Genomic DNA, 23,828 nt, shown 5'->3' on the forward strand with positions numbered 1-23,828 from the left:
CGGGCAGTGAACGGACGGCAATGGGAGCGCTTGCGGCGCACGGGCCGCAGCGGGCGCCAGCCTAGCACGGCGCCCTTGGCGCCAGGGCCAAAGACCCCGCGCTGGCGCAGCGCGGGCCGGGCCTCAGAACTTGTAGTTCAGGCTGACATTCACCGAGCGCGGCTCGCCCCAGGTGTAGGTGCTGTAGTAGCTGAAGATGGTGTAGTACTTCTTGTCCAGCAGGTTGCGCACGTTGACGGTGGCCGACAGCTGTTTGCTGAACTCGTAGCGCGCCATCATGTCCAGCAGCCAGTAGCCCTTGACGGTGTGAACGGCCGTGCCGCCCGATGGCGTGGAGATGTCGCCCCAGGTCTTGTCCTGCCAGCGCGCGCCGCCGCCCACCGTCAGGCCGGAAAGCGGGCCGTCCAGCCTGTAGCTGGTGTGCAGGCTGAACTGGTTGGAGGGCGTGAGCGTGGCCACGCGCTTGCCTTGGTCGCGCGAAATGGCATGCGAGAAACCGGCCTGCAGTTGCCAGGCGGGCGTGATCTGGCCGGATATCTCCGCCTCGAAGCCGCGCGTCCTGACGCCATCGACGGCCCGGTAGGCCGTGGCGCCGCCGGGCGTCAGGCCGCCGGTCTCGATACCGAAGTTGTCTTGCTGAAGCTGGAACAGCGCCGCCGATGCATTGAGGCGGCCGTCCATGAAGGCCGCCTTGACGCCGACCTCGGCGTTGTTGCCGCGCAGCGGGTCCAGCGCCTTGCCGCTCTCGTTTTGCTTGGACTGCGGGCTGAAGATGCTGGTGTAGCTGGCGTAGACCGAATAGTTGCCATTGAGGTCGTAGATCGCGCCCACATAGGGCACGAAAACGCCGGTCTCGCGCTGACCCTGCACCTGGTTGCGATAGTTGGACCAGCGCCCGCCCGTGATCAGCTTGAGGTCGGCCGCCAGGTTCCAGCGCGCCGCCGTGTACAAGCCCTGCTCCTTGGTCACTTCGCTGTTCACGTAGTCGGGTGAGGCGCCCCACACCGGCAGGCGCGAATCGCCATTCCAGTGGTAGTAGTCATTGACCGTGGACACATAGTCGGCGGGCAGTTGCCAGTAGCCATCGTTCTTCCAGTGGCGCCTTGCTACGCTGGCGCCCAGCACCAGTTCGTGCTCGCGCCCGCCCAGCGAGAAGGGCCCGCTGGCGTAGGCATCGAGCGCATTGCTGGTGGTGCGGCCTATGTACTGGCCGCGCCACAGCGACACGCCGGAGCCGTCGGCCGGGTTGGGGAAGCCCGCAGCCGCCGCGCCCAGGTTGGCGTTGTAGCCGTTGATCTGGTGGTTGAACTGCGCCTTGGCCACCCAGCCGTTGCTGAAGCTGTGCTCCAGCGTGGCAAAGGCCGTGCGCGTGTACTGGTCCCAACGGCTCCAGCGCGTGCCGTTGTTGTGCGAGCGAGGCATGTCATTGAATTGGCCATCGGCATTGAGCAGCGGAATGCCGCCCCAGGTGGAGTTGACCGGACGGTTGTTCTGCGCATCGCCGCCCAGCGTCAGCAAAGTGCGTGGCGTCAGGTCCATTTCCACAATGCCGTACAGCGTCGCGGTCTTGCGCGAATAGCGGTCCATGAACGAGTCCTTGTCCTGGTAGGCGGCCACGCCACGCGCGCGCACGCTGCCGCTTGCATTGAGTGCGCCGCCCACATCCACCTCGGTGCGGTAGTTGCTCCAGCTGCCCGCAGAGATGGACGCATGCCCGCGGAAATCACGCGTGGGCTTCTTGCGGATCAGGTTGATGGTCGCGCCCGGAGTGCCGCTGCCCGTGAGCAGGCCGGTTGCGCCCTTGAGCACCTCGACGCGGTCATAGATCGCCATGTCGCTGAGGGTGTTGCCGGCCGAGTACGCGGAGTCGCGCATCATCGGAATGCCGTCGTACTGGAAGTTCTGGATGGCGAAGCCGCGGGCGTAGTACTCGGTGCGCTCGCTGTCATAGGTGACGATGCTGATGCCGGGCGTGTGCTCCATCACCTGGTCGATGGAGGTGAGGTTGAAGTCATCCATCTTCTGGCGTGTGACCACGCTGATGGACTGCGGCGTCTCGCGCGGCGTCAGCACCATGCGCGTGGCTGTGGCAATGGTGCCCGGCGTATAGGAGCCCGAGCCTTCGGTCACCTCGCCCAACTGGTTGGAGATCACGTTGACCGTGGGCAGCGTGGCCGGGTTCTGCGTGTCCGGCAATGCCTGAGCCTGAGCGGACAGGGCGCCGATGGCAAGGGAGATGGCCAGCGCAAGAGGCGCAGGGCGATGGCCGGGTTGAAGGCGATGCAGTGGCATGAAATGCTCCGGGAGAACAGCAATACGGCAATAAAAAAACTTCCTCGCCATGCCCTCCGATGGGTCGAAGGGCATGAAGAGAAAGCGAATGCGATTTGTTCTCATTATCGTTTCTTCAATTGTCTGGGCCATCGGCAGCACAGGGGCTGCTGCATCCGCGCAACACCCGAATCCGTCCCGCGCCCGCCGGGCAGTACCAGCCGTCCATGCCGTAGAAGCTGTCTGGCAAGCCTGCCCTACTTGCCTTGTCCGGCCACTTCCCTTACCATTGCGCCCGCCCGCATGGGAGCGCCCTTTTCACCGGGCCTGCCCGCAGCCTCCAAGCCCTGATCGCCCAGCCGATTCAGGGCTTTCGCTTTTTTGCAGAAGCGGTCTTTTGGCGCTGCACCTTGCGCTCTGTCTTTGCGCGCAGCCCCTGCCATGCCCCGGCATGCCGGCCGCCCAGCTTGTTTTCCCACCAGGACTCCCGTGCCCATCGCCTTCCCAGGATGCAGCACACGCGCAGCGTGCCCGCACGCCGGCTCAGCCGGCGGCGCAGGCGTTTTGCGCGGTGCCGCACCCCAGCGAGAGCGCGCGCCGTCCTGGCTTTCAAGGATCTTCACGTGACCACCACTTCCTCCGGGGCGCTCGCAGCCCATGCTGCCGGCGCCAGCACAGACACGCATGCCGGCGCCCATGCCACCCAGGTCAATGGCTACAGCTGGAAGGCCCTGGCCGGCTCGGCCGTCGGCTATGCCATGGACGGCTTCGACCTGCTGATCCTGGGCTTCATGCTGTCGGCCATCTCGGCCGACCTGCACCTCACGCCGGGCCAGGCCGGCTCGCTGGTGACCTGGACGCTGATCGGTGCCGTGTTCGGCGGCATCTTCTTCGGCCTGCTCAGCGACCGCTACGGACGCATCCGCGTGCTGACCTGGACCATCATGCTGTTCGCCGTGTTCACGGGCCTGTGCGCCTTCGCGCAGGGCTACTGGGACCTGCTGGCCTACCGCACGATTGCGGGCATCGGCCTGGGCGGCGAGTTCGGCATCGGCATGGCACTGGCCGCCGAGGCCTGGCCTGCCCGCCACCGCGCGCGCGTCTCGTCCTACGTGGCCCTGGGCTGGCAAATGGGTGTGCTGGGTGCGGCGCTGCTGACGCCGCTGCTGCTGCCCCTCATCGGCTGGCGCGGCATGTTCCTGGTGGGCGTGATCCCGGCCGTGGTGGCCTGGGTGATCCGCAACAAGCTGCACGAGCCCGAGGTCTTCGTGAAGCGCCAGCAGTCCGCCACGCCGTCGGCCCGCGTGCCGGTGCTGCAAAGCCTGAAGCTGCTGGTGAAGGACCGCGCCACGGCCAAGGTCAGCCTGGGTGTGATCGTGCTGACCTCGGTCCAGAACTTCGGCTACTACGGCATCATGATCTGGATGCCCAGCTTCCTGTCCAAGCAACTGGGCTTCAGCCTGACCAAGTCCTCGATATGGACTGCCGTGACCGTGGTGGGAATGATGGTCGGCATCTGGGTCTTCGGCCAGCTGGCCGACCGCATCGGCCGCAAGCCCAGCTTCCTGATCTTCCAGCTGGGCTCGGTCATCATGGTCGTGCTCTATTCACAGCTGTCCGACCCTGCGGCCATGCTCTGGGCGGGGGCCCTCATGGGCCTGTTCGTCAACGGAATGATGGGCGGCTACGGCGCCGTGATGAGCGAGGCCTATCCCACCGAGGCGCGCGCCACCGCGCAGAACGTGCTGTTCAACATCGGCCGTGCCGTGGGCGGACTGGGCCCGGTGGTGATCGGTGCGCTGGCCATGAGCTATTCGTTCCAGGTGGCGATCGCCCTGCTGGCAGCCATCTATGTGCTGGACATGCTGGCCACGGCCTTCCTGATCCCCGAACTCAAGGGTCGCGAGCTGTCCTGAGCGGTGCGGGCAACGGCCCTGCCATGCAAAGAGCTGCCGATGGCAGCTCTTTTTTTGTCCCGGGACCGGCCGGCCCGGGGCTCAGCCGCCCTCGCTGCATTCCAGGTTTTCGATGCGGTCTGCCGCCTCTCGGATGTCTTCCTGGAACATCTGGTCGCCCAGCATCACGGAAACCTGGCCCTCAAAGCCGCGCAGCTTGACCAGCGCTGCCTCGTAGCCGCCGCTGCCCATGCGCTTGAGCCCGCACAGCGCATAGAGCTTGGCCACGGGAGATCGGCGCGGATCGTCGATCACCGACAGCAGGACGGCATTGGCCTCGGGCCGCCTGAGCATGGCCTCCAGGTGCCGCTCCGCTGGCGAAATCTCGCCGGCAAGGCCGACCAGTCCCAGGTTGAACTGCGAGGCATCCAGCGGCGCCGGGTCCAGCGGACGGGCCAGGGCCGGGGCAGACAGGAACAGGCAGATCAGGGCGGCGGACAGGGTGGTCTTCATGGCAGGGGCAAGGCCGTGTGAGGCCTGGGAGGCAGTCGCAAAGGCTCTTCGACGCAAAGCATTGCGGCAGGTTCCCCTTCGGCGCCATCGCGATCATCGACCGCCAAACAGCCAGCCTGCGACCAGCGTGCCGCCATAGAACAGGAGCAGGGTGACCGGCACCAGGTGCCAGCCCCAGACTCTGAACCACCAGTGATTGAACAGGGTCACCACGGCGCCGATGACGATGCAGATGGCCAGCGCACCCAGCCGCTGCTCCAGACTGTCCGCCACGTCCTGGGACGCGAAGAAGATGAACGCCGCGACGGACGAACACAGCAAGGCGGTGTAGAACGCCACTTTCTCTTGCCTGCGCAATTTCAGGATGCTCATGGGGGCCAGGGAGGTTTCGATGGATCGGTCGCCGGGAAAGCCTGCGCCACCGGAGCGCGCAGGTTGCGCTGCGGCACAATTTTTCGTATCCCGCCCGGGATGCGCCATAAGACCCGTCCGAATCTGCAGCCACTGCAGCGCACGCGCAACGCGCTGCGGTCTTCTCGACGCCCAATCGGCCCAATCAGCTCAATCGACCCTGTCAGGTCAGTCGTGTCAGTCGGCCACGGCCAGCACCACGGCGGACTCCGGCACCGACAGCCAGACCTTGCGTCCTGTGCGCAGCGTCCAGGGCTCGCCTTGCGCCTGCTGCGCCGCATACCCCACGCCGCTGCCGCCCCAGGGCAGCCTGGCCACCACTTCGCGCGGTCCGTCCCCCTCGGCACGGGCCAGGCGTTGCACCTTGGCAGGCCAGGCATTGGCCAGGCCCTGCGCACCGGCCAGCGGCGCCACTGGCAGCACCTGGACGGCAGTGGCCTTGCACAGCGCCATCACGGGCAGGCCAGGGGCCAGGCCCAGCAACTGGGCGCTTTCGGCGGTGATGCGAGCGGCAATGCCTGGTGCATCGCCACCGCCATCGGGCAGCATCCAGACGCGGACCTGGGCACCCTGCGCCTGCAGGGCCCCGACCCGGCAAGGCCACAGATTGCGCATGCTGGTGCGCAGGCCCAGCCCCAGTCCGGGAGCCGCCGAGGAAACGCCGGCCGGCCCGCCAAAGCGCTGCAGCACCTGTGCACGGGCCTGCTCCAGCGCATCGGCCATGGCCAGCAGGGACTGCCCGGCTGCGGTGATGCGCGCGCCGCCGCCGCCGGCGCCGCCGACCGAGCGCTCCACCAGGGCACAGCCCGCGAGATTGGTCAGCACATCCAGCGCCTGCCATGCCGCCTTGTAGCTGACGCCGGCCTCGCGCGCCGCCTGTGAAATCGAATGCCCTGCTGCGATATGGCGCAGGATGGCGAGGCGGCGGTCAGCCAGGTCATGGCCCAGCGCGGGCGCCAGATCGGAGGGTGAAGCAGGAGCGTCGGCAGTCATGCGCGACATCATGCCCGCCAAGCGTTATTTCCCGCCAAGCAAAACGCCTGCACCCTGCATGCGCATTTTCAGGTCGCTACACTGCGCTATTCACCAACGGAATAGCGAGAGACCCATGAACGTGAACCAGCCCCTGCGTGCCACCGCCTTTGCCGCCCTTGCCCTGTTGGGCGGTGTCGCTGCGCAGGCTGCCGAAGTGTCGGTGGCCGTTGCCGCCAACTTCACGGCGCCCATGCAGAAGATCGCCGCCGAGTTCGAGAAGGACACCGGCCACAAGGCCCTGCTGTCCTTCGGCGCCACGGGCAAGTTCTACGCGCAGATCGTCAACGGCGCGCCCTTCCAGATCCTGCTGGCCGCCGACGACACCACGCCTGGAAAGATCGCCAAGGAAGGCCGTGGCCTGCCCGACTCGCGCTTCACCTACGCCATCGGCCAGCTCGTGCTGTGGAGCCCCAAGCCCGGCTATGTGGACGACAAGGGCGAGGTCCTCAAGACCGGCGACTACAGGCACATCGCCGTGGCCAACCCCAAGCTCGCGCCCTACGGCACGGCCGCCATGGAAGTGCTGGACAAGCTGGGCATCACGGCCCAGGTGCAGCCGCGCATCGTCATGGGCGAGAACATCGCCCAGACCTACCAGTTCGCGGCCACGGGCAATGCCCAGCTGGGCTTCGTGGCCCTGTCGCAGGTGATGGAAAACGGCAAGCTGCGCGAAGGCTCGGCCTGGCAGGTGCCCGCCGCCATGCACGAATCCATCCGCCAGGACGCCATCGTGCTCAACAGCGGCAAGGACAACGAAGCCGCCACCGAGCTGATGAAGTACCTGCGTGCTGATAAAGCGCGTGCCATCATCCGCTCCTACGGCTACGGGCTCTAGGCTCCCCCTGAGGCGCTGACGCGCCTTCCCCCCTCCCGCTGCGCGGTAGGGGGACGACGCCAGCGCTGCGAACCACTGAATTCTTCCAGCATGATTCTTACCGCCGACGACTACGCCGCCATACGTCTGACGCTGAAACTTGCCAGCGTGACCACGGTGCTGCTGCTGGCGCTGTGCACGCCGCTGGCCTGGTGGCTGGCCCATACGCGCTCGCGCTGGCGCGGCCCGATTGGCGCCGTGGTGGCGCTGCCCCTGGTGCTGCCACCCACGGTGATCGGCTTCTACCTGCTGGTGACCATGGGGCCCAATGGCCCCGTGGGCCAGTTGACGCAGGCGCTGGGGCTGGGCACCCTGCCCTTCACCTTTCCAGGCCTGGTCATCGGGTCCCTGGTCTATTCCCTGCCGTTCACGGTGCAGCCGCTGCAGCGCGCCTTCGAGTCGCTGGGCACGCGCCCCATGGAGGCCGCGGCCAGCCTGGGCGCGGGGCCACTGGACCGCTTCTTCACCGTGGCGCTGCCGTTGGCGCGCCCGGGCTTCATCACCGCAGCCGTGCTGACCTTCGCGCACACCGTGGGCGAGTTCGGCGTGGTGCTGATGCTGGGCGGCAATATCCCCGGCGTGACGCGCGTGGTCTCGGTGCAGATCTACGACCACGTGGAGGCCATGGAGTACGCCCACGCCCACTGGCTGGCCGGCGGCATGGTGGTGTTCTCCTTCCTGGTGCTGCTGGCCCTGCACCTGTTGCAGCCGCGCGAGGAGCGCCGCGCATGATGACTGACTTCTCTCCCGTTGCTTCGGCCGGCGCCCCGCCCGCCGCGAGCCCTTCGCAAATCCTTGCTGCGCTGGCGCTGGAGCGTGCCGACTTCCGCCTCGATGTGCTGCTGCAGCTGCCCGGGCGCGGCGTCACGGCCCTGTTCGGCCCTTCGGGCTGCGGCAAGACCACCTGCCTGCGCGCGCTGGCGGGGCTGGAGCGCGCACGGGGCCGTGTCGCCGTCAATGGGGAGGTCTGGCAGGACGATGCGGCCAGCCAGTGGCTGCCCACGCACCGCCGCGCACTGGGCTATGTGTTCCAGGAGGCCAGCCTGTTCCCGCACCTGAGCGTGCAGCGCAACATCGACTACGGCATGCGGCGCACGCCCGCCGAGCGGCGCAAGGTGTCCCAGGACCAGGCCGTGTCCCTGCTGGGCATAGGCCATTTGATGGACCGCATGCCCTCCACCCTGTCGGGCGGCGAGCGCCAGCGCGTGGCCATTGCGCGCGCCCTGGCCACCAGCCCCCGCGTGCTGCTCATGGACGAACCGCTGGCCGCGCTGGACGCCCAGCGCAAGGCCGAGGTCCTGCCCTACCTGGACCAGCTGCGCCGTGAACTCGACATTCCCGTGGTCTATGTCAGCCACTCCATCGACGAGGTAGCGCGCCTGGCCCAGCACCTGGTGCTGCTCAAGGCAGGCGGCATCGTCGCGGCCGGCGCCACCAGCGAACTGCTGGCACGGCTGGACCTGCCGCTGAGCATGGGCGACACGGCAGCGGCCATGCTCAGTGCGCAGATCCGGCAGCACGATCCGGATGCCCACCTGAGCACGCTGTCCTTCGACGGCGGGCGCCTTCGCCTTGTCATGGCCCGCCCGCGCCCCATCGGCGAGAGCGTGCAGCTGCGCGTGCAGGCGCGCGATGTGAGCCTGAGCCTGCAGCACCCGCAAGACAGCAGCATCCTCAACATCCTGGCGGCCACCGTGCAGGATCTGCGCGAGGACGGCCCGGGCCAGGTCATGGTCTCGCTGCAGCTGGGCCCATCCCGCCTGCTGGCGCGCATCACCCTGCATTCCGCCCGGCAGCTGGGCATTGCGCCGGGCATGCATGTCTTCGCCCAGATCAAGGGCATGGCATTGCTGGACTGAAGCTGCGCGGCGGCACCGATATCATGCGCAGGCCGCCTGCGCGGCCCACGCCATGAACGCCACCACCGAACACGCTCCCGCACCCGCCCCGGACTCGGGCCCGGCAGATGCTGCCTGCGCCACCGCGCCCGCCATTGCCGCACTGCGCACGCATGCGGTGGTGCGCCACCGGATCGCCGATGGCGGCGCCGTCAGCATCCAGGCCGAGCCGCAGGTGCTGGCCAGCGAAGTCCCCATCGCCCTGGTGTTCAATGGCATCTCGCATGCCGTGATGATGGGTACGCCCTCGGACCTGGAAGACTTTGCGCTGGGTTTTGCGCTCACCGAAGGCATTCTGGACAGCGCTGCCGACTGCTACGGCATCGAGGTGCGCACCGTGGCTGCACAGGCCGCAGGCCTTCCGTCCGGCATGGACGGCATCGAGGTGCAGCTGGACGTGGCCTCGCGCTGCTTCGCGCGCCTCAAGGACCGGCGCCGCAGCATGAGCGGGCGCACAGGCTGCGGCGTCTGCGGCGTGGACAGCTTCGCGGCGCTGGACCTGTCCTTCGACCCCCTGCCCGCGCACGACTGGATCGCCCGTGTCGATGCCACCACGGTGTGCGCTGCCATCGATGCCCTGCCGCCGCTGCAGCGGCTCAACGCCGAAGCCGGCGCCGTGCATGCCGCAGGCTGGGCAGGGCTGGACGGGCAACTGACGGATGTGCTCGAGGATGTGGGCCGCCACAACGCGCTGGACAAGCTGGTCGGCCGCCTCTCGCGCACCGGCCGCCTGGGCGAGGCCGGTTTTGTCGTGCTCTCCAGCCGGGGCAGCCATGAGCTGGTGCGCAAATGCGCCAGGGTCGGCATCGCCGCCCTGGCCACCATCTCCGCCCCCACGGCCATGGGCGTGCAGATGGCCGAGCTGACCGGCCTGCGCTTCTGGGGCCTGTGCCGGCCGCCCAAGGCCGTGCTGTATGCGCCGGGCCGCGCCTGACCCAATGCCCGAGTGCCGCGCCCGCGCAGCGGCAAGTTCGTAGAATCGCGGGTTCAGCCCCTGGATGTACACCATGAACCGCTGCAAGCCCCATTTCTCCGCCGTCCGCCGCCTGTGCGCCGGCGCCCTGCTCGCCGGCCTGGCCTGCGCCAGCCTGGGCGCGGCCGCGCAGGGCCTGCCCTCCAACGAGACACGCAACTTCCCGCCGCAGGCCCAGTTCGGCGAGCTGGTCGTGACCGCGCAGTTTCCCGTGGTCGAAATCGACGGCAAGACCATTCGCACCAGCCCGGGCTTTCGCCTGTTCAGCCCCGAGCGCACGCTGGTGCAGGCCATCAACTACCAGGGCAGCAAGCTCGTGGTGGGCTATGTGATCGAGCCGCAGACGCAGTGGCTGCACCAGGCCTGGATCCTGACCAAGGCCGAGGCCGACAAGCACTACAAGCCCAAGTCGATGCTGCACCGCTTCTTCAACTGAGGCCGGCGCACACCGCACGCACACGATGGATGCGGCCCGCAGCTTGCGGGGCGCAGCGGCTCGGGCCAGGGAGCACAGCGCCCGCCCTGGCCCGGCCATCTTCTTTTTTTGCAGACCGCCGCTTGCAGTGCGGCGGCTGCCTGACGGAACCCCACCATGTCCAAGAAAGTCTTTATCAAAACCTTCGGCTGCCAGATGAACGAGTACGACTCGGACAAGATGGCCGATGTGCTGGGCGCAGCCCAGGGCTACGAGTCCACCGACGACCCGGAGCAGGCCGACCTGATCCTGTTCAACACCTGCTCGGTGCGCGAGAAGGCACAGGAGAAGGTGTTCAGCGACCTGGGCCGCTACAAGCACCTGAAGGAACGCGGCGTGCTCATCGGCGTGGGCGGCTGCGTGGCCAGCCAGGAGGGCGAGGAAATCATCAAGCGCGCGCCCTATGTGGACGTGGTCTTCGGCCCGCAGACCCTGCACCGCCTGCCCGAGCTGCTCAATGCACGCGCCGCCAGGCACAAGCCCCAGGTCGATATCAGCTTTCCCGAGATCGAGAAATTCGACCACCTGCCACCGGCGCGCGTGGAAGGCTCCTCGGCCTTTGTCTCCATCATGGAAGGCTGCTCCAAGTACTGCAGCTACTGCGTCGTGCCCTATACGCGCGGCGAGGAAGTCAGCCGCCCGTTCGAGGACGTGCTGGTCGAGGTCGCGGGCCTGGCCGACCAGGGCGTGAAGGAGGTCACGCTGCTGGGCCAGAACGTGAACGCCTACCTGGGCAAGATGGGTGACACGGCCGAGATCGCCGACTTTGCCCTGCTGCTGGAATACGTGTCCGAGATCCCCGGCATCGAGCGCATCCGCTACACCACCAGCCATCCCAACGAATTCACGCCGCGCCTGATCGAGGCCTACGCTCGGCTGCCCAAGCTGGTCAGCCACCTGCACCTGCCCGTGCAGCACGGCAGCGACAAGATACTCATGGCCATGAAGCGCGGCTACACGGCCATGGAATACAAGAGCACCATCCGCAAGCTGCGTGCCATCCGGCCCGAGATGGCCATGAGCAGCGACTTCATCGTGGGCTTCCCCGGCGAGACCGAGGAAGACTTCCAGAAGATGATGAAGCTCATCCACGACGTGCGCTTCGACAACAGCTTCAGCTTCATCTTCAGCCCCCGCCCCGGCACGCCGGCCGCCAACCTGCACGACGACACGCCCCACGAGGTCAAGCTGCGCCGCCTGCAGGAGCTGCAGGCCGTGATCAACAACAACATCAAGGACATCAGCGACGAGCGCGTGGGCACGGTGCAGCGCCTGCTGGTGGAAGGACTGTCCAAGCGCGATGGCAGCGAACTCATGGGCCGCACCGAGTGCAACCGCGTGGTCAACTTCCCGGGCAACGAACGCCTGATCGGCCAGATGATCGATGTGAAGATCACCGAGGCACGCACCTTCACGCTGCGCGGCGAGGTCGTGGTGCGCCACTGATACCAACCCGATCCCGGCGGCCCCGGTGGCCCAGCGACCTCTTGCGTAACGAAAGCCCGGCAATGCCGGGCTTTTTGCATGTAACAGGACGTGAAAACATCCCCGCCACACTGGCCTGGCGCGGGCCGGCCCGCTAGCATCGCGGGTTGCCGCCCTGAGGTCTGTCGGCCTGCATGGCTTTTCCAGCTTCGCTTGCTTGCTATCGATTCCATGAACACCTCCCAGCCCGCCAACGCCCAGGCCATCCTTGAGGGCGAAGCCCTGCATGCCTTCATGGACCAGGCGCACGACCTGCTGCAACAGGAAGATGAAACCAGCCCCATCGCCCCGGCCGAACGCCAGGCGGCCGTCATGGAGCTGCTCTCGCAGCAGCGCTTCGCGCCGGCCACGGTGAGCGAACTGGAGCGTCTGCACGATCTCTGGCTCGACCTGGAACGGCCCGAGACCGCCAACGCCCTGCTGCGCGAGCACCGCGATGCCACGCTGCAGCACCTGCAGGGTGACAACCGCCTGCTGGCCACGGCCAGCCTGGCGCTCAGCGACATCCAGAGCCGGCTGCGCTTTGACCGCGAAGGCGGCGTGGCCCTGCTCGCGCCTGCCGCCGATCTCATGGGCCGGCTGCCGCACACCGACGAGCCCTATCGCTACTGGAATGGCTGGCACTACCTGGCCCGCGAGGCCCAGGCCTGGGAACTGGCCGAGCAAGGCGTGGACCTGCAGCGCAACCACGAGCGCAGCGACCCCGACGGCGAGGCATCCCCCGCGCGCCGCGACGCGCGTGCCAGCCTGCGCAAGGCCGAGCTGGCCCGCCTGCGCGGCGATGTGCCGGCCACCGTGCGCCATGTGCAGGCCGCCACGGCGCAGTTGGCCCTGGCAGACGCCGACCAGAACGTGGACTTCGACGACTGGCTGCACCTTGCGCGCGAAGTGCTGCCGCTGGCCCCGCAAAGCGTTCCGGCCGTGCTGATGGCGGCGCAGCAGCACCTGGCCCGCACGGAAAGCCCCGCCGCATCGCAGGCGGTGCGCGCGCACCGCAAGGTCCATGAGGCACGGCTGCAGGCCATGGCCTGCCATGCCATGGGCCAGCCAGAGGCCGCGCTGCAGCTGGCCGAGCTGGGCCGCTTCGGCCTGGTGGACGACTCCGACGACGCCTTCAGCGGCCTGGTGCTGCAATGGCTGCAAGAGGCGGGCCGCCTGGCCGATGCAGCGGACCTGGCGCTGGAGAGCGTGTTGCACAGCCGCCCCGGATCGGCCCGCCAGGGCTATGAGCTGGCACTGCGCATGGTGGACAGCGACACCGCCCACGCCCCCGCCTGGGCGCTGATCCTGGCCTGGGCGGGACTGGATTCCGACATGCAGGAGATCCTGGAAGACAGCCCGGCTGCTGCGCGCAGCGCCGACGACTACCTGGCCCTGGCGCGTGCCCAGGCGCCCGGCCATCCGCTGCTGGACATGATCGACGGCTGGCGCCTGGCCAGGAACCACCAATGGGAACAGGCCCTGCCGCTGCTCGAGCGCGGCGTGGGCGAGCAGCCCCGGCACGCCAACTCCGAACTGCTGCCCATGCTCTGGGCCGCGCGCTTTGCCGCGCTGCCGGCCGCACAGGCGCTGCAGCGGCCCTTTCCCCAGGGCTTCGGCGCCCACTGGTGCTATGCGGCGGGCGTGACGCTGGACGACGAGGACGACCTGGCCTCCCTCATGGGCGAAGGCCGGCAGGTGCCGGACGACGAGGTGCGCGAGCCGCTGGTGCAGCGCTACTACGAAGAGGGCCTGGCCCGCTTCGAAGCCTTCTGGGCCAGCGGCCAGGGCAGGTACAAGGACGCGCACCTGCACGTCTACTCCATGCTCTGCAACAACCTTGCCATCAAGTACCGCTCGCAGCAGCGCTATGAAGAGGCTGCAGCCCTGCACCACAAGGGACTGTCCAGCAGCCCCTTCGCCGAGCACCATGACGGCCTGCTGTGGTCTGCCATCCGCCGTGACGACCGACCCGGCATCGTCACGGCGGCAGAGCAGCTGTGGCACTTCACCCAGGACTACGGCTACAGCCGCCACTGCCCCACCGACTACTTCCCCAGCGTGGCGTTGGCGCTCTACCAGCTCGGCCGCGCGGGCGAGATCGGCATCTGGCTGGAACGCCTGGACCAGTGGTTCGAGGAACTGGACGCAGACGAGCAGCGCGAACAGCGGCGCGACTACCTGGCGGCCCTGATGTCCCTGCTCGACTTCTTCTCCGAAAGCCATGGCGACGTGGTGCGCCCCCGCCTGGAGGCCCTGCTGCCCGAAGTGCGCGCCCTGGGCGAGTGCTACACGCTGCGCCGCCTGGCCTGCGCCATGGAAAGCTGCGGCCCCATCGATCAGGCCGTGGCCCTGCACCGCGAGGCCATCGCCAAGCTCACCCCCGATGACAGCGAGGCCGAGCACAAGATGGCCAGGGACGGCCTCCAGCGCTGCCTCAAGCTGCACTCGGACAGCAAGCCCTGGTGGAAGCTGTGGTGAACCCGGGAGCCGCCACGGCAGCCAGCGCCTACCGCCCGCGCGATGTGGTCAATGCGCCGGACATCAAGCAGCGCATACGTGAGCGCAGCGCGGCGCGCGGCGACAGTCAGGAGATCGCGGCCTGGCTGGCCAACCACTTCTACCGCCACGTGATCGGCAACCTCGACGCCGATCCGCCGGCCGTTCAGCCCATCTCCACGCAGGCCGAGCTGCTGCGCCTGCACCGGCGCACCGAGCCTGCCGCCTGGGCGCTGGAGCGCCTGCGCGCGCATGCGGCCCGCCAGCCACCGCCACATGAAAGCCCTGCGGCCGGCGCCAGCGCACCGCTGTGGTGGGTGGAGCCTGACAGCGCCCCGCTGCTGGCGCTGGAAAGCCGGCTGCTGGAGTTCCTGTCCACCCGGCGCGGCACGGCGCTTCAGGGCAAGCTGCAGCGCATCAACTGCCCGCAGGCCCTGGCGCGCTGGACGCTGGAGCACCTGGCCTTCGCCAGAAAAAGCGAAAGCGGCTGGGCCGAGCACCGGCCCGGCGCCGTGCGTCCGCTGCTGCGCGGCCAGTTGGGCGTGTTCGTGGAATTCGATGCCCAAAGCCCGGACCTGCGCGCCGAAATGGCCTATGAAAGCCAGATGATGCGGCACTGCCTGGGCCAGTTCAGCGCGCGCGGCGCGCTGCGCGGCGGCTACGGCGAGCACTACGCCGAAGCCTGCGAGCAGGGCCGGCTGCGCCTGTTCAGCTACCGCACGGGCACGGCCCAGCCGCGCATCACCGTCAGCGCCCAGGTGCTTGACGGCGGGCGGCTGCGCATCGACCAGATCAAGGGCAAGCAGAACCGCCCGCCGATTGCGCGCTACCTGGCCGACGTGCTGGCCCTGCTCAACCACCTCGATGCCGATGGCGAGGCGCCAGCGGATGCCCTGGCCATGGGCATCGTGCGCCGTCCGGCGCATCTGCTGGCCTCGGGCCACACCAGCGCCTGGTGCGCGGCCGGCGAGCTGCACACCGAAGCCGAGCAATTGTGGCTGCTCCAGGCCCACCCGGCGCTGCTGGAGCAGCTGGATATCCGGTCGCCCCTGATGCAATGGCTGGTCGCGGCACGCCGCGACACCGTGCCCGTGCCAGCCTTCGAGCGCATGCCGCGCAGCGCGGCCCTGCAGCAGTCGCTGGAGCTGGCGCGGCGCCGGGCAGGATCGCCGGGCAGGACAGGAAATCCGCGATGAACGCCTTCACTCTTGTTGTGCTGTCTGCATTGGTCTGGTGGGCAGTGCGCGCCGGCCTGCGCCGCAGGCGTGCGGCGCGCCAGCGCGGCGACTTCAGCAGCTACCGCAGCGGCGATGCGGCGCTGGACTGGGCCCTGGCCCTGGCCCATCCCATGGCCTTTCACGCCATCCAGGGCGGCTTTGCAGACCGGCAGCTCCATGGTGCCGACGACGCCCTGACCACCCAGCTGCGCCCCATGGTGCTGCACCACCTTGGCCTACGCACCGACCTGGACGATGCCCAGATCGCACGCCAGTTGCCCGACGGCCTGCGCCAGCGCTGGTTCACGCTGGACCTGCAGCGCCTGCAGGCCGGCGACGATCCCCATGCCGCCATGGCCTTTGCCTGCGCGCGCGTGGCCTTCCACGTGCGATGTGCTTGGCTGCTGGGCTGGCTGGACGAGGCCCTGCACCAGCAGATCCTTCACCTGAACGCATGCCGCGCGCGGGATTGCTTTGACAGCTGGCAGGCCTTCGGCCAGGCCTATGCGCGGGGCCGCAGCCAATGGCTGGCCCGTGGCCGGGCCGACGTGCTGGGCCGCAGCGTGACGCCCGAGGAGGTGCAGCAATGGGTGGCCGATCCGCGCCATCCCTGGCATGCCATGCCCTGGCAGCCGCAGGCGGTGCGGTGACGGCTGCCAGGTGGCCCGGCCCTCAGCCTTCGCCGTGCACCTTGGCGAAGGTCAGGATCACCTCCCGCACCACCTGGCGTTGCGGCGCGGGCAGCCTCAGAAAGGCGTCGAAGGTTTCGCGTTCAAGATAGCCCACGCCCGGTTCCTGGCATTCGTGCTGAGGCGGCAGTGACCGCTGGGCAGGGTCGCCAAAGCGCAGCACTTCGGGCTCGATCCTGAGCAGCTCGGCCAGCAGCACCAGCTTGTCCTGCTCGGGCACGGCCTCGCCGTTGAGCCAGCGCGCAACCGCCTGGAACGAAATCGGCCGACCCCAGTAACTGGAATTGAACAGATTCAGCAGCACGCTGGGCCGCGGCTCCAGACCCGCAGCCTCGATGGCCTGGCGCAGGCGCTGTGCGAATTCGAGCTTGTTATCCATTCCGAAACCCTGGATTTCTATGGAGCTCTCATTGGACCATCGATTCAAGAGCCGGCGCCAAGCCCGGCGCCAAGCCCGGCGCCTTGCCTGGCAGGCGCTCAGGCGAAGATGCTGCGCGCTTCGGTAAAGCGCCTGGCGAAATAGGGGTTGTCCATGCGCACGCGCTGCACCGTGCCGCCGCTGGATGGCGCATGCACGAACTGGCCGTTGCCCACAAAGATGCCCATGTGCGAATAGCGCGAGCCCAGGGTGTTGAAGAACACGAAGTCGCCGCGCTGCAGGCTGCGGCTGCCCACGGGATTGCTGAACTGCGCCCACTGGGCCGTGGTGCGCGGCAGGCGGCTTTCGGTAATGCCGCCCACGGCCCACTGGATCAGGCCGCTGCAGTCGAAACCGCCGTCGGGCGAATTGCCGCCGTAGGTATACGGCGTGTTGACCACGAGCATGGTGCGCGCCAGCAGGGCCTCGCGCAACTCGCCATCCAGGTTAAGGGCCTGCGGCGAAGGAGCAGGCCCGGGACCCGCGCCCTTGCGGGGAGCAGACGAGCAGCCGGCCAGCAGCGCAGCCGCCGCCAGCAGGCCCCAGTCACGGCGAGACAGCCGCGATGCAGTCACGCGGGAAGCCGCAAGGGAAGTCGAAACGCCAGCCTTCATGGCGCCGCATGTTCTCACAAAGCCCGGCAGCGGCCAAAGAAAAGCCGCAGGCTGTGCTGCGGCTTGACTGTCTATCGGCGGGGCCCGGCCCGCTCAGAACGGCAGCTTGGGCATGCCGCCGCCACCGCCCATCATTCCCTTCATGGCCTTCATGCCGCCCATGCGCTTCATCATCTTCATGAGGCCGCCGCCCTTCATCTTCTTCATCATCTCCTGCATCTGCTCGAACTCCTTGAGCAGGCGGTTGACTTCCTGGACCTGCACGCCCGCGCCATCGGCAATGCGCTTCTTGCGCGTGGCCTTGATGATCTCGGGCTTCTTGCGCTCCTTGGCAGTCATGGAGCAGATGATGCCTTCCTTGCGGCGGATCTCGCGCTCGGCCTTGTCCATGTCCACCTGGCCGGCCTTGGCGGTGAGCTGTGCCGGCAGCTTGTCCATGAGGTTGGACAGGCCGCCCATCTGCTTCATCTGCTGGATCTGGGCCAGGAAGTCGTTGAGGTCGAAGCCGTCACCGCTCTTGACCTTCTCGGCCAGCTTCTGCGCGGCCTCCATGTCCACGCCCTTGGTGACCTGCTCGACCAGGGCCACGATGTCGCCCATGCCCAGCACACGCTGCGCGTGGCGGTCGGCGTCGAAGACTTCCAGGCCGTCGATCTTCTCGGACACGCCGGCGAACTTGATGGGCGCGCCCGTGATCTGGCGCACCGACAGCGCCGCGCCGCCGCGCGAGTCACCATCGAGCTTGGTGAGCACGATGCCGGTCAGGGGCAGGGCCTCCTTGAAGGCCTTGGCCGTGTTGATCGCATCCTGGCCCTGCATGGCATCGACGACGAACAGGGTCTCGACCGGCTTGAGCGTGGCGTGCAGATCCTTGATCTCAGCCATCAGCAGCTCGTCGATGGCCAGGCGGCCGGCCGTATCGACCAGCAGCACGTCAAAGAAGTGGCGCTTGGCGTAGTCCAGCGCGGCCACGGCAATGTCGTGGGGCTTCTGGTCTGGCGTGGAGGGAAACCACTCGGCGCCAGCCTGGCCGGTCACGGTCTTGAGCTGCTCGATGGCGGCCGGGCGGTACACGTCGCCCGACACGGTCAGCACCTTTTTCTTGCGCTTTTCAATCAAGTGCTTGGCCAGCTTGGCCGTGGTCGTGGTCTTGCCGGCGCCCTGCAGGCCGGCCATGAGGATGACGGCAGGCGGCTGGGCGTTGAGATTGATGTCGGCCACGCCCTCGCCCATGGTGGCGGCCAGTTCCTTGTTGACGATGGACACCAGCAGCTGGCCGGGCTGCAGGGAGCCCAGCACCTCCTGGCCCAGCGCTTTTTCCTTGACGCGCGCAACGAAGTCGCGCACCACGGGCAGGGCCACGTCGGCCTCGAGCAGGGCCATGCGCACTTCGCGCAGCATGTCCTGTACGTTGGATTCGGTGATGCGGGCCTGGCCGCGCATCTCCTTGACGAGTCGCGAAAGTTTGTCGGTCAGAGCGGAGGCCATAAGCGGGGAGGAACTGGAGTCGTCGGAAAGGAAAAGGTGTGCTGCAGCGAGCCAGCCGGGGCCAGGTTGCCGAATGGGGCCAGGCGGGGCCGGGTCGCGGCACGGACCCTGCAGATCCCGACGATTCTACCCGCTGCCCCTGCAGGGGTAAGTACCGGCCTTCCCTGCCGCGCAGCGGGCATCGGCCGGCAGTAACATCCACACTGTTTCCATAGATTATGGCTATCGCCCTGTGCAGTGCCGGCTTGCTACCGCCTAGGAGTCTTCATGCCCGATACGCCGTATGGCCAGTTCCTGGACCGTGTGCCCGACGGTTTTCTTCTGTTTGACGAGCAGGGCTGCCTGCTCGATGCCAATGCCCATGCCTGCGCCAGCCTGGGCCATCACAAGGCCGCCATGCTGGGGCTGGGCATCATGGACGTGTGGCCCGACGCGGACGGACTTCGGCGCGGTCCCTGGCAGGACATGGCCGTGGACAGCCAGGCCCATCTCTGCGGCCGACTGATCCGCCGCGACGGCACCAGCTTCCCCGCCGAGCTCCATATCTATTGCCAGTCGCTGTCGGGCAGGCGGCTTTTCTTCACCACCTGGCACGAGCTCAGCGAGCGCACCGGCCAGGACGAGCCGATAGGCCAGCCCGATGCGCAGCTGGCGCCGCTCCTGCGAAAAAGCACCGGGCCGTGGCAGGATTCGACGCGCCTGCTGGAGGCCGTGATGCACGAAACGCCCGACCTGGTCTTCGCCAAGGACCGGCAGGGCCGCTACACCTTCGTCAACCCCGCCGCCGCGCGCTTTTCCGGGCGCACGCCCGAAGACATCGTGGGCAAGACCGACCAGGAACTGTTCCCCGACAGCAGCTTCACCCACAGCGACCGCCGGGTGCTGGACAGCGACGCCCCCGTGGTGTCGGAGGATCATTTGCTGGTCAACGGGCAGCGCCGCCTCTTCCAGTCCACCAAAATTCCTTACCGCAATGACGAGGGCCGGACCGTGGGCGTGCTGGGCATTGCGCGCGACATCACCCTCATGCGCCAGACCGAGTCCCAGCTGCAAAAAAGCTACGACGTGCTGCGCCAGGCCGAACAGCTGGCGCGCCTGGGCAGCTGGACATGGGAGCTGGACACCGAGCACTTCCAGGCCTCGGAGATGATGTATGTGATGAACGGCCTGGACCCCCAGGGTCCGCCGCTGACGCGCCATGCCCTGCGCGCCATGCTCGGACCGCAGGATCTTGCCCGGCTCACCGCTGCCGTGCAGCTGTGCATCGGCACCGGCCAGTCCTACAGCCTCGATGTCGTGCACCACTGCCCGGACGGACGGAGGTTCGCGGCCCGCCTCATGGGCCGCGCCCTGCGCGACGAGCAAGGCCGCATCGTCGCGCTCAGCGGCACGCTGCAGGACCTGTCCGAACGCGAGGACGCACGCATGCGCCTCGAAGCCCTGGCCGACAACCTGCCCAGCGGCGCCATCTACCGTCTGGAAGGCGGCCTGGCGCAACTGCGGCTCAGCTACATCAGTGCCGGCATAGAGAACCTGATCGGCGTGCCGGCCCACGCCATCATGGCCGACCGTCAGGCCTACCTGAATGCCATCCATCCCGAGGACCTGCCGCACTACCAGCAGATGCTGCAGTGCTCGGTCGATACGCTGCGGGTCTTCGACTGCCGCTTTCGCGTGATCAGGCCCGATGGAGAGATCCGCTGGCTGCGCTGCCGATCGGCCCCCCGGAGCAGCCACGAGGGCATGGTCTGGGACGGCATCATGCTGGACATCACCCGCGAGCGCGAGGCCGAGCAGGCGCTGCAGCAGGCCAAGGAGGCCGCAGAAGCGGCCGAACGGGCCAAGTCGGATTTCCTGGCCATCATGAGCCACGAAATCCGCACCCCCATGAACACCGTCATCGGCATGACGCGCCTGGTTCAGCAGACCGCGCTGACATCACGCCAGCGCGGCTACCTGGAGAAGGTGGAGCGCTCGGCCAGCGCCCTGCTGGCCGTGATCAACGACGTCCTCGACTTTTCCAAGATAGAGGCGGGCATGCTGGCGCTGGAGGAAGTGGATTTCGCCCTTGACGATGTGCTGGAGACCGTCTCGGCCTCCACGGCGCTGCGCGCAGAGGAAAAGGGGCTGGAAGTGGTCTATGCGCTGGACCCGCACCTGCCGCCCCGGTTGCGCGGCGACCCGCTGCGCCTGGGCCAGGTGCTGACCAACCTGGTCGGCAATGCCATCAAGTTCACCGAGCATGGCGAGGTGGTGATCTCCCTGCATCTGGAGCCGCCGCTGGCGTGCGCGCCGGTGGAGGCCGGCGCGCACGCCACGGCAGCGCCCCTGCACCACCTGTGCGTGAACGTGCGCGACACCGGCATAGGCCTGGATGCATCGCGGGCCGAACGGCTGTTCCAGCCCTTCACCCAGGCCGACATCCAGACCACGCGCCGCCACGGCGGCACCGGCCTGGGCCTGGCCATCTGCCACAGGCTGGTGCAGCTCATGGGCGGCGAGATCAGCGTCTGCAGCCAGCCAGGCCAGGGCAGCAACTTCCGCTTCACGGCCAAGGTCCGGCCTGCCACGGATGCGCCGCTGGACGGCCACGACAACCTGGGCAGCACCGGCGTTCTCATCGTCGATGACAACGCCAGCGCGCGCGAGGCCCTGGCCGCCATGGTGCGCAAACTGGGCATGCGCTGCGATACGGCGGCGGACGGCATGCAGGCGCTGCACATGCTGCAAGAGGCCGCACGCCAGGAATCCCCCTACGGCCTGGCCCTGCTGGACTGGCGCATGCCCGGCATGGACGGGCTGGACCTGGCACGCCGCATGCGCGAGCAGCAGGACCTGGCCAAGACCCCGGCTGCGCTCATGGTCACGGCCTTCGGGCGCGACGAAGTGCAGCTGCAGGCCGCGCAGTTGGGCCCGCGGGGCCTGCTGATCAAGCCCTTGACCGCATCGGCACTGCGCTCGTGCATCCGGGAGGCACTGCGGGACCCCGAATCGCCCCCGCCGGAAAGCCCGGCGGCCGGCCCCTCGCCACAGCAGCGCTACCCGGGCCTGCCTGGGCGCAGGGTGCTGGTGGTGGATGACAACGTACTCAACCGCGAGGTGGCCACCGAGCTGCTGGAGCAGGCCGGCATATCGGTACAGACTGCGCAGGACGGTCTGCAGGCGCTGCAGCTGCTGGACACCCAGCCTTTCGATGCCGTGCTCATGGACGTGCACATGCCCGGCATGGACGGCCTCAGTGTCACGCGCACCATCCGCACGCGCAGCGCGCTGCGGCATCTTCCGGTGATCGCGCTGACTGCGCAGGCCTATGTCGAGGAGCGCGCCCGGATCGAGGCCGCAGGCATGAATGCCCATCTGACCAAACCCGTTGACGATGTGCTGCTGTACGAGACACTGCAGCGCTGCCTGCGCGCGGGCCCTCCTCCAACGGCGGCGCTTGCGCCGGCCGCGCCCTTGCAGCCGACGCCGTCAAGCCCTGCCCAGGCCTGGGATCCGGCACGGCTGCGGCAACGCCTTGCCGGCCAATCGCCGCGCATGCTCCACGCCATCGAAGGCTTTGCCCAGGACTTTGCCGATGCGCCGCAACGGCTGCGCGATGCCGTGCGCAGCGGCCATTGGGACACCGTGGCATCGCTGGTGCACACCTTCAAGGGCAGTCTGGGCTACCTGGGCGCGGACCTGCTGGAGCAATGGTCGGCCATGGCCGAGACCGGTGCGCAAGCCTGCCTGTCAGGCGACGGCAATGGCGGCAACGCCCGGCCCGGCGGCGATCTGCAATCCCTGGTCCAGGCGCTGGCCGATGGACTGCAGGGCCTGCTGGCGGAAATCGCCCGGCGGTCCGGGCAGACGGCCGTAGTGGCCGTGGCGTCCGCGGCCGCCGTGACCGCCGTGACCACTGCCGCGCCCCCCCGCAGCGGCAGCCGATGACCGCGGAAGAAGTCTCGTCCACCCTGGCTCGGCTGCGGCTGCAGATTGCCGACAGCGACTATGCCGCCATGGCCGAACTGGAACGGCTGCGGCCCCTGGTCGACGGGCGCCATGCGTCCGTGCTGCAGCGCATCCAGCGCTGCACCGAGTCCCTGGAAACCGAGGCGGCGCTGCAGGCGCTCGAACAGCTGGCGCGGAGCATGGCCGTGAACCGGACGGTTCTACAGGGAGCTGCAGATGTTTGAAGCCTTGACCGGGCCGGAACTGCCCACGGTCCTCATCGTTGACGACGAACGGCTGAACCGCAGCATGCTGGCCGAGCTGCTGAGCCCCCACTACCGTGTGCTGCTGGCCAAGGACGGCCCGGGTGCGCTGGTGATCGCCCAGCGCGAAGCCCACCGGCTGCAGCTGATCCTGCTGGACCTGGCCATGCCCGGCATGAACGGCTACGAGGTGCTGGGTGCGTTGCGCGCCCAGGAGCGCACCGCCCATATCGCCGTCATCTTCATCACCGGCCAGAGCAATGCCCAGGCCGAGGAATACGGCCTGCGCCTGGGCGCGGCCGACTATGTCTCCAAACCCATACGTCCCGCCGTGGTCGAGGTGCGCGTGCGCAACCAGATACGCCTGGCCCTGCAGCGCCAGGCCCTGGAGCGCCTGGCCATGGTGGACGGGCTGACAGGGCTGGCCAACCGCCGCCACTTCGACGACATGCTGAAGCGCTCCCACCGCCGCAGCCTGCGCACGGGCGAGTCCGTGGGCCTGGCTCTCATTGATATAGACCACTTCAAGCAATACAACGACTGCTATGGCCATGTGCAGGGGGACGAGGCGCTCAAGGCAGTGGCTGCCACGCTGCAGCGCCATGCGCGCCGGCTCTACGACCTGGCAGCGCGCTTTGGCGGCGAGGAATTCGCGCTCATCCTCCCCGGCGAAAGCGACGCCCAGGTCATGGCCGAGAATTTCCGCCAGGAAGTGCTGCGCCTGTCCATCGCCCACGCCGCCTCTCCCACGGCGCCGCTGCTCACCGTCAGTTGCGGCGTACTCACCGTGCGGCAGCCGTCTGCCGCGCCTTTGGAAACCTGGCTGCAGAAGGTGGACGGCCTGCTCTACCAGGCCAAGGCCCTGGGGCGCAATCGCATCGAGGCAGCCATCGAGCCCTGA

General features: G+C 68.1%; 20 protein-coding genes. 13 read left to right on the plus strand and 7 right to left on the minus strand.

Annotated elements, in window-relative coordinates:
* Nucleotides 1-123: 123 nt before the first annotated feature.
* Entirely contained in the window at nt 124-2,292 is a 2,169-nt protein-coding gene (locus G4D77_RS11005; protein WP_016453159.1) for a TonB-dependent siderophore receptor, read from the minus strand.
* Between the two features lie 602 nt (nt 2,293-2,894).
* Here G4D77_RS11005 and G4D77_RS11010 point away from each other — a divergent pair.
* The gene (locus tag G4D77_RS11010) at nt 2,895-4,187 is read left to right on the plus strand and encodes an MFS transporter (protein WP_016453158.1); all 1,293 of its coding nucleotides are present in this window, start codon (nt 2,895-2,897) and stop codon (nt 4,185-4,187) included.
* Between the two features lie 81 nt (nt 4,188-4,268).
* On the opposite strand, the gene G4D77_RS11015 is transcribed toward G4D77_RS11010, so the two are convergent.
* From G4D77_RS11015 to G4D77_RS11025, 3 genes are all read right to left on the minus strand, one after another.
* Nucleotides 4,269-4,679 carry a hypothetical protein gene (locus tag G4D77_RS11015; RefSeq protein ID WP_047217464.1) on the minus strand — a complete coding sequence of 137 codons (411 nt, stop codon included), beginning with the start codon at nt 4,677-4,679 and terminating at the stop codon, nt 4,269-4,271.
* Between the two features lie 93 nt (nt 4,680-4,772).
* Nucleotides 4,773-5,051 (minus strand): hypothetical protein, encoded by a 279-nt coding sequence (locus G4D77_RS11020; protein WP_016447980.1) that lies wholly within the window; start codon nt 5,049-5,051, stop codon nt 4,773-4,775.
* Nucleotides 5,052-5,267: 216 nt separating this feature from the next.
* Nucleotides 5,268-6,095, minus strand: coding sequence for a TOBE domain-containing protein (locus G4D77_RS11025; RefSeq protein WP_016447981.1), 828 nt, complete (start codon nt 6,093-6,095; stop codon nt 5,268-5,270).
* A 103-nt stretch (nt 6,096-6,198) separates the two neighbouring features.
* Between G4D77_RS11025 and modA the strand changes: the two genes are divergently transcribed.
* From modA to G4D77_RS11070, 9 genes are all read left to right on the plus strand, one after another.
* On the plus strand, nt 6,199-6,960 hold the full coding sequence (gene modA / locus G4D77_RS11030) for a molybdate ABC transporter substrate-binding protein (protein WP_046237955.1): 762 nt from the start codon (nt 6,199-6,201) through the stop codon (nt 6,958-6,960).
* Between the two features lie 90 nt (nt 6,961-7,050).
* On the plus strand, nt 7,051-7,731 hold the full coding sequence (gene modB / locus G4D77_RS11035) for a molybdate ABC transporter permease subunit (protein ID WP_016447983.1): 681 nt from the start codon (nt 7,051-7,053) through the stop codon (nt 7,729-7,731).
* Nucleotides 7,728-8,858, plus strand: a complete 1,131-nt coding sequence (modC, locus tag G4D77_RS11040; RefSeq protein WP_154835634.1) for a molybdenum ABC transporter ATP-binding protein — start codon at nt 7,728-7,730, stop codon at nt 8,856-8,858. Before modB ends, modC begins: the two co-directional genes overlap by 4 nt.
* 52 nt (nt 8,859-8,910) lie before the next feature.
* Nucleotides 8,911-9,831, plus strand: coding sequence for a formate dehydrogenase accessory sulfurtransferase FdhD (gene fdhD, locus G4D77_RS11045; RefSeq protein WP_213757956.1), 921 nt, complete (start codon nt 8,911-8,913; stop codon nt 9,829-9,831).
* A 73-nt stretch (nt 9,832-9,904) separates the two neighbouring features.
* Nucleotides 9,905-10,306, plus strand: coding sequence for a hypothetical protein (locus tag G4D77_RS11050; protein ID WP_016447986.1), 402 nt, complete (start codon nt 9,905-9,907; stop codon nt 10,304-10,306).
* A 156-nt stretch (nt 10,307-10,462) separates the two neighbouring features.
* Entirely contained in the window at nt 10,463-11,791 is a 1,329-nt protein-coding gene (gene miaB / locus G4D77_RS11055) for a tRNA (N6-isopentenyl adenosine(37)-C2)-methylthiotransferase MiaB (protein WP_016447987.1), read from the plus strand.
* 210 nt (nt 11,792-12,001) lie between these two features.
* Nucleotides 12,002-14,290, plus strand: coding sequence for a hypothetical protein (locus tag G4D77_RS11060; protein WP_154835638.1), 2,289 nt, complete (start codon nt 12,002-12,004; stop codon nt 14,288-14,290).
* Nucleotides 14,287-15,504, plus strand: coding sequence for a hypothetical protein (locus tag G4D77_RS11065; RefSeq protein WP_213757957.1), 1,218 nt, complete (start codon nt 14,287-14,289; stop codon nt 15,502-15,504). Before G4D77_RS11060 ends, G4D77_RS11065 begins: the two co-directional genes overlap by 4 nt.
* On the plus strand, nt 15,501-16,175 hold the full coding sequence (locus G4D77_RS11070; RefSeq protein WP_016453151.1) for a DUF1266 domain-containing protein: 675 nt from the start codon (nt 15,501-15,503) through the stop codon (nt 16,173-16,175). The genes G4D77_RS11065 and G4D77_RS11070 overlap by 4 nt, the downstream gene beginning before the upstream one ends.
* Before the next feature lie 22 nt (nt 16,176-16,197).
* Here G4D77_RS11070 and G4D77_RS11075 read toward each other — a convergent pair whose 3' ends face one another.
* The 3 genes from G4D77_RS11075 to ffh all read right to left on the minus strand — a co-directional run bounded on the left by G4D77_RS11075 (nt 16,198) and on the right by ffh (nt 18,734).
* A complete protein-coding gene (locus G4D77_RS11075; protein ID WP_016447991.1) occupies nt 16,198-16,593 on the minus strand; it encodes a helix-turn-helix domain-containing protein in 396 nt (131 codons plus the stop codon).
* A gap of 98 nt (nt 16,594-16,691) precedes the next feature.
* Complete coding sequence (locus G4D77_RS11080) at nt 16,692-17,246, minus strand: C40 family peptidase (RefSeq protein ID WP_016447992.1); 555 nt, start codon at nt 17,244-17,246, stop codon at nt 16,692-16,694.
* A gap of 93 nt (nt 17,247-17,339) precedes the next feature.
* Nucleotides 17,340-18,734: a signal recognition particle protein gene (ffh, locus tag G4D77_RS11085; protein ID WP_016447993.1), complete on the minus strand. Its 1,395-nt coding sequence runs from the start codon at nt 18,732-18,734 to the stop codon at nt 17,340-17,342.
* 267 nt (nt 18,735-19,001) lie between these two features.
* On the opposite strand from ffh, the gene G4D77_RS11090 reads away from it, so the two are divergent.
* From G4D77_RS11090 to G4D77_RS11095, 3 genes are read left to right on the plus strand one after another with little or no spacing between them, the layout of a single operon-like run.
* Nucleotides 19,002-22,664, plus strand: coding sequence for a response regulator (locus G4D77_RS11090; protein ID WP_250134272.1), 3,663 nt, complete (start codon nt 19,002-19,004; stop codon nt 22,662-22,664).
* Nucleotides 22,661-22,909, plus strand: coding sequence for a hypothetical protein (locus tag G4D77_RS30850; RefSeq protein WP_250134273.1), 249 nt, complete (start codon nt 22,661-22,663; stop codon nt 22,907-22,909). Before G4D77_RS11090 ends, G4D77_RS30850 begins: the two co-directional genes overlap by 4 nt.
* The gene (locus G4D77_RS11095) at nt 22,902-23,828 is read left to right on the plus strand and encodes a GGDEF domain-containing response regulator (protein ID WP_213757958.1); all 927 of its coding nucleotides are present in this window, start codon (nt 22,902-22,904) and stop codon (nt 23,826-23,828) included. Before G4D77_RS30850 ends, G4D77_RS11095 begins: the two co-directional genes overlap by 8 nt.

This window comes from Delftia sp. WY8 (genome assembly GCF_018437695.1).
GTDB lineage: Bacteria > Pseudomonadota > Gammaproteobacteria > Burkholderiales > Burkholderiaceae_C > Comamonas > Comamonas tsuruhatensis.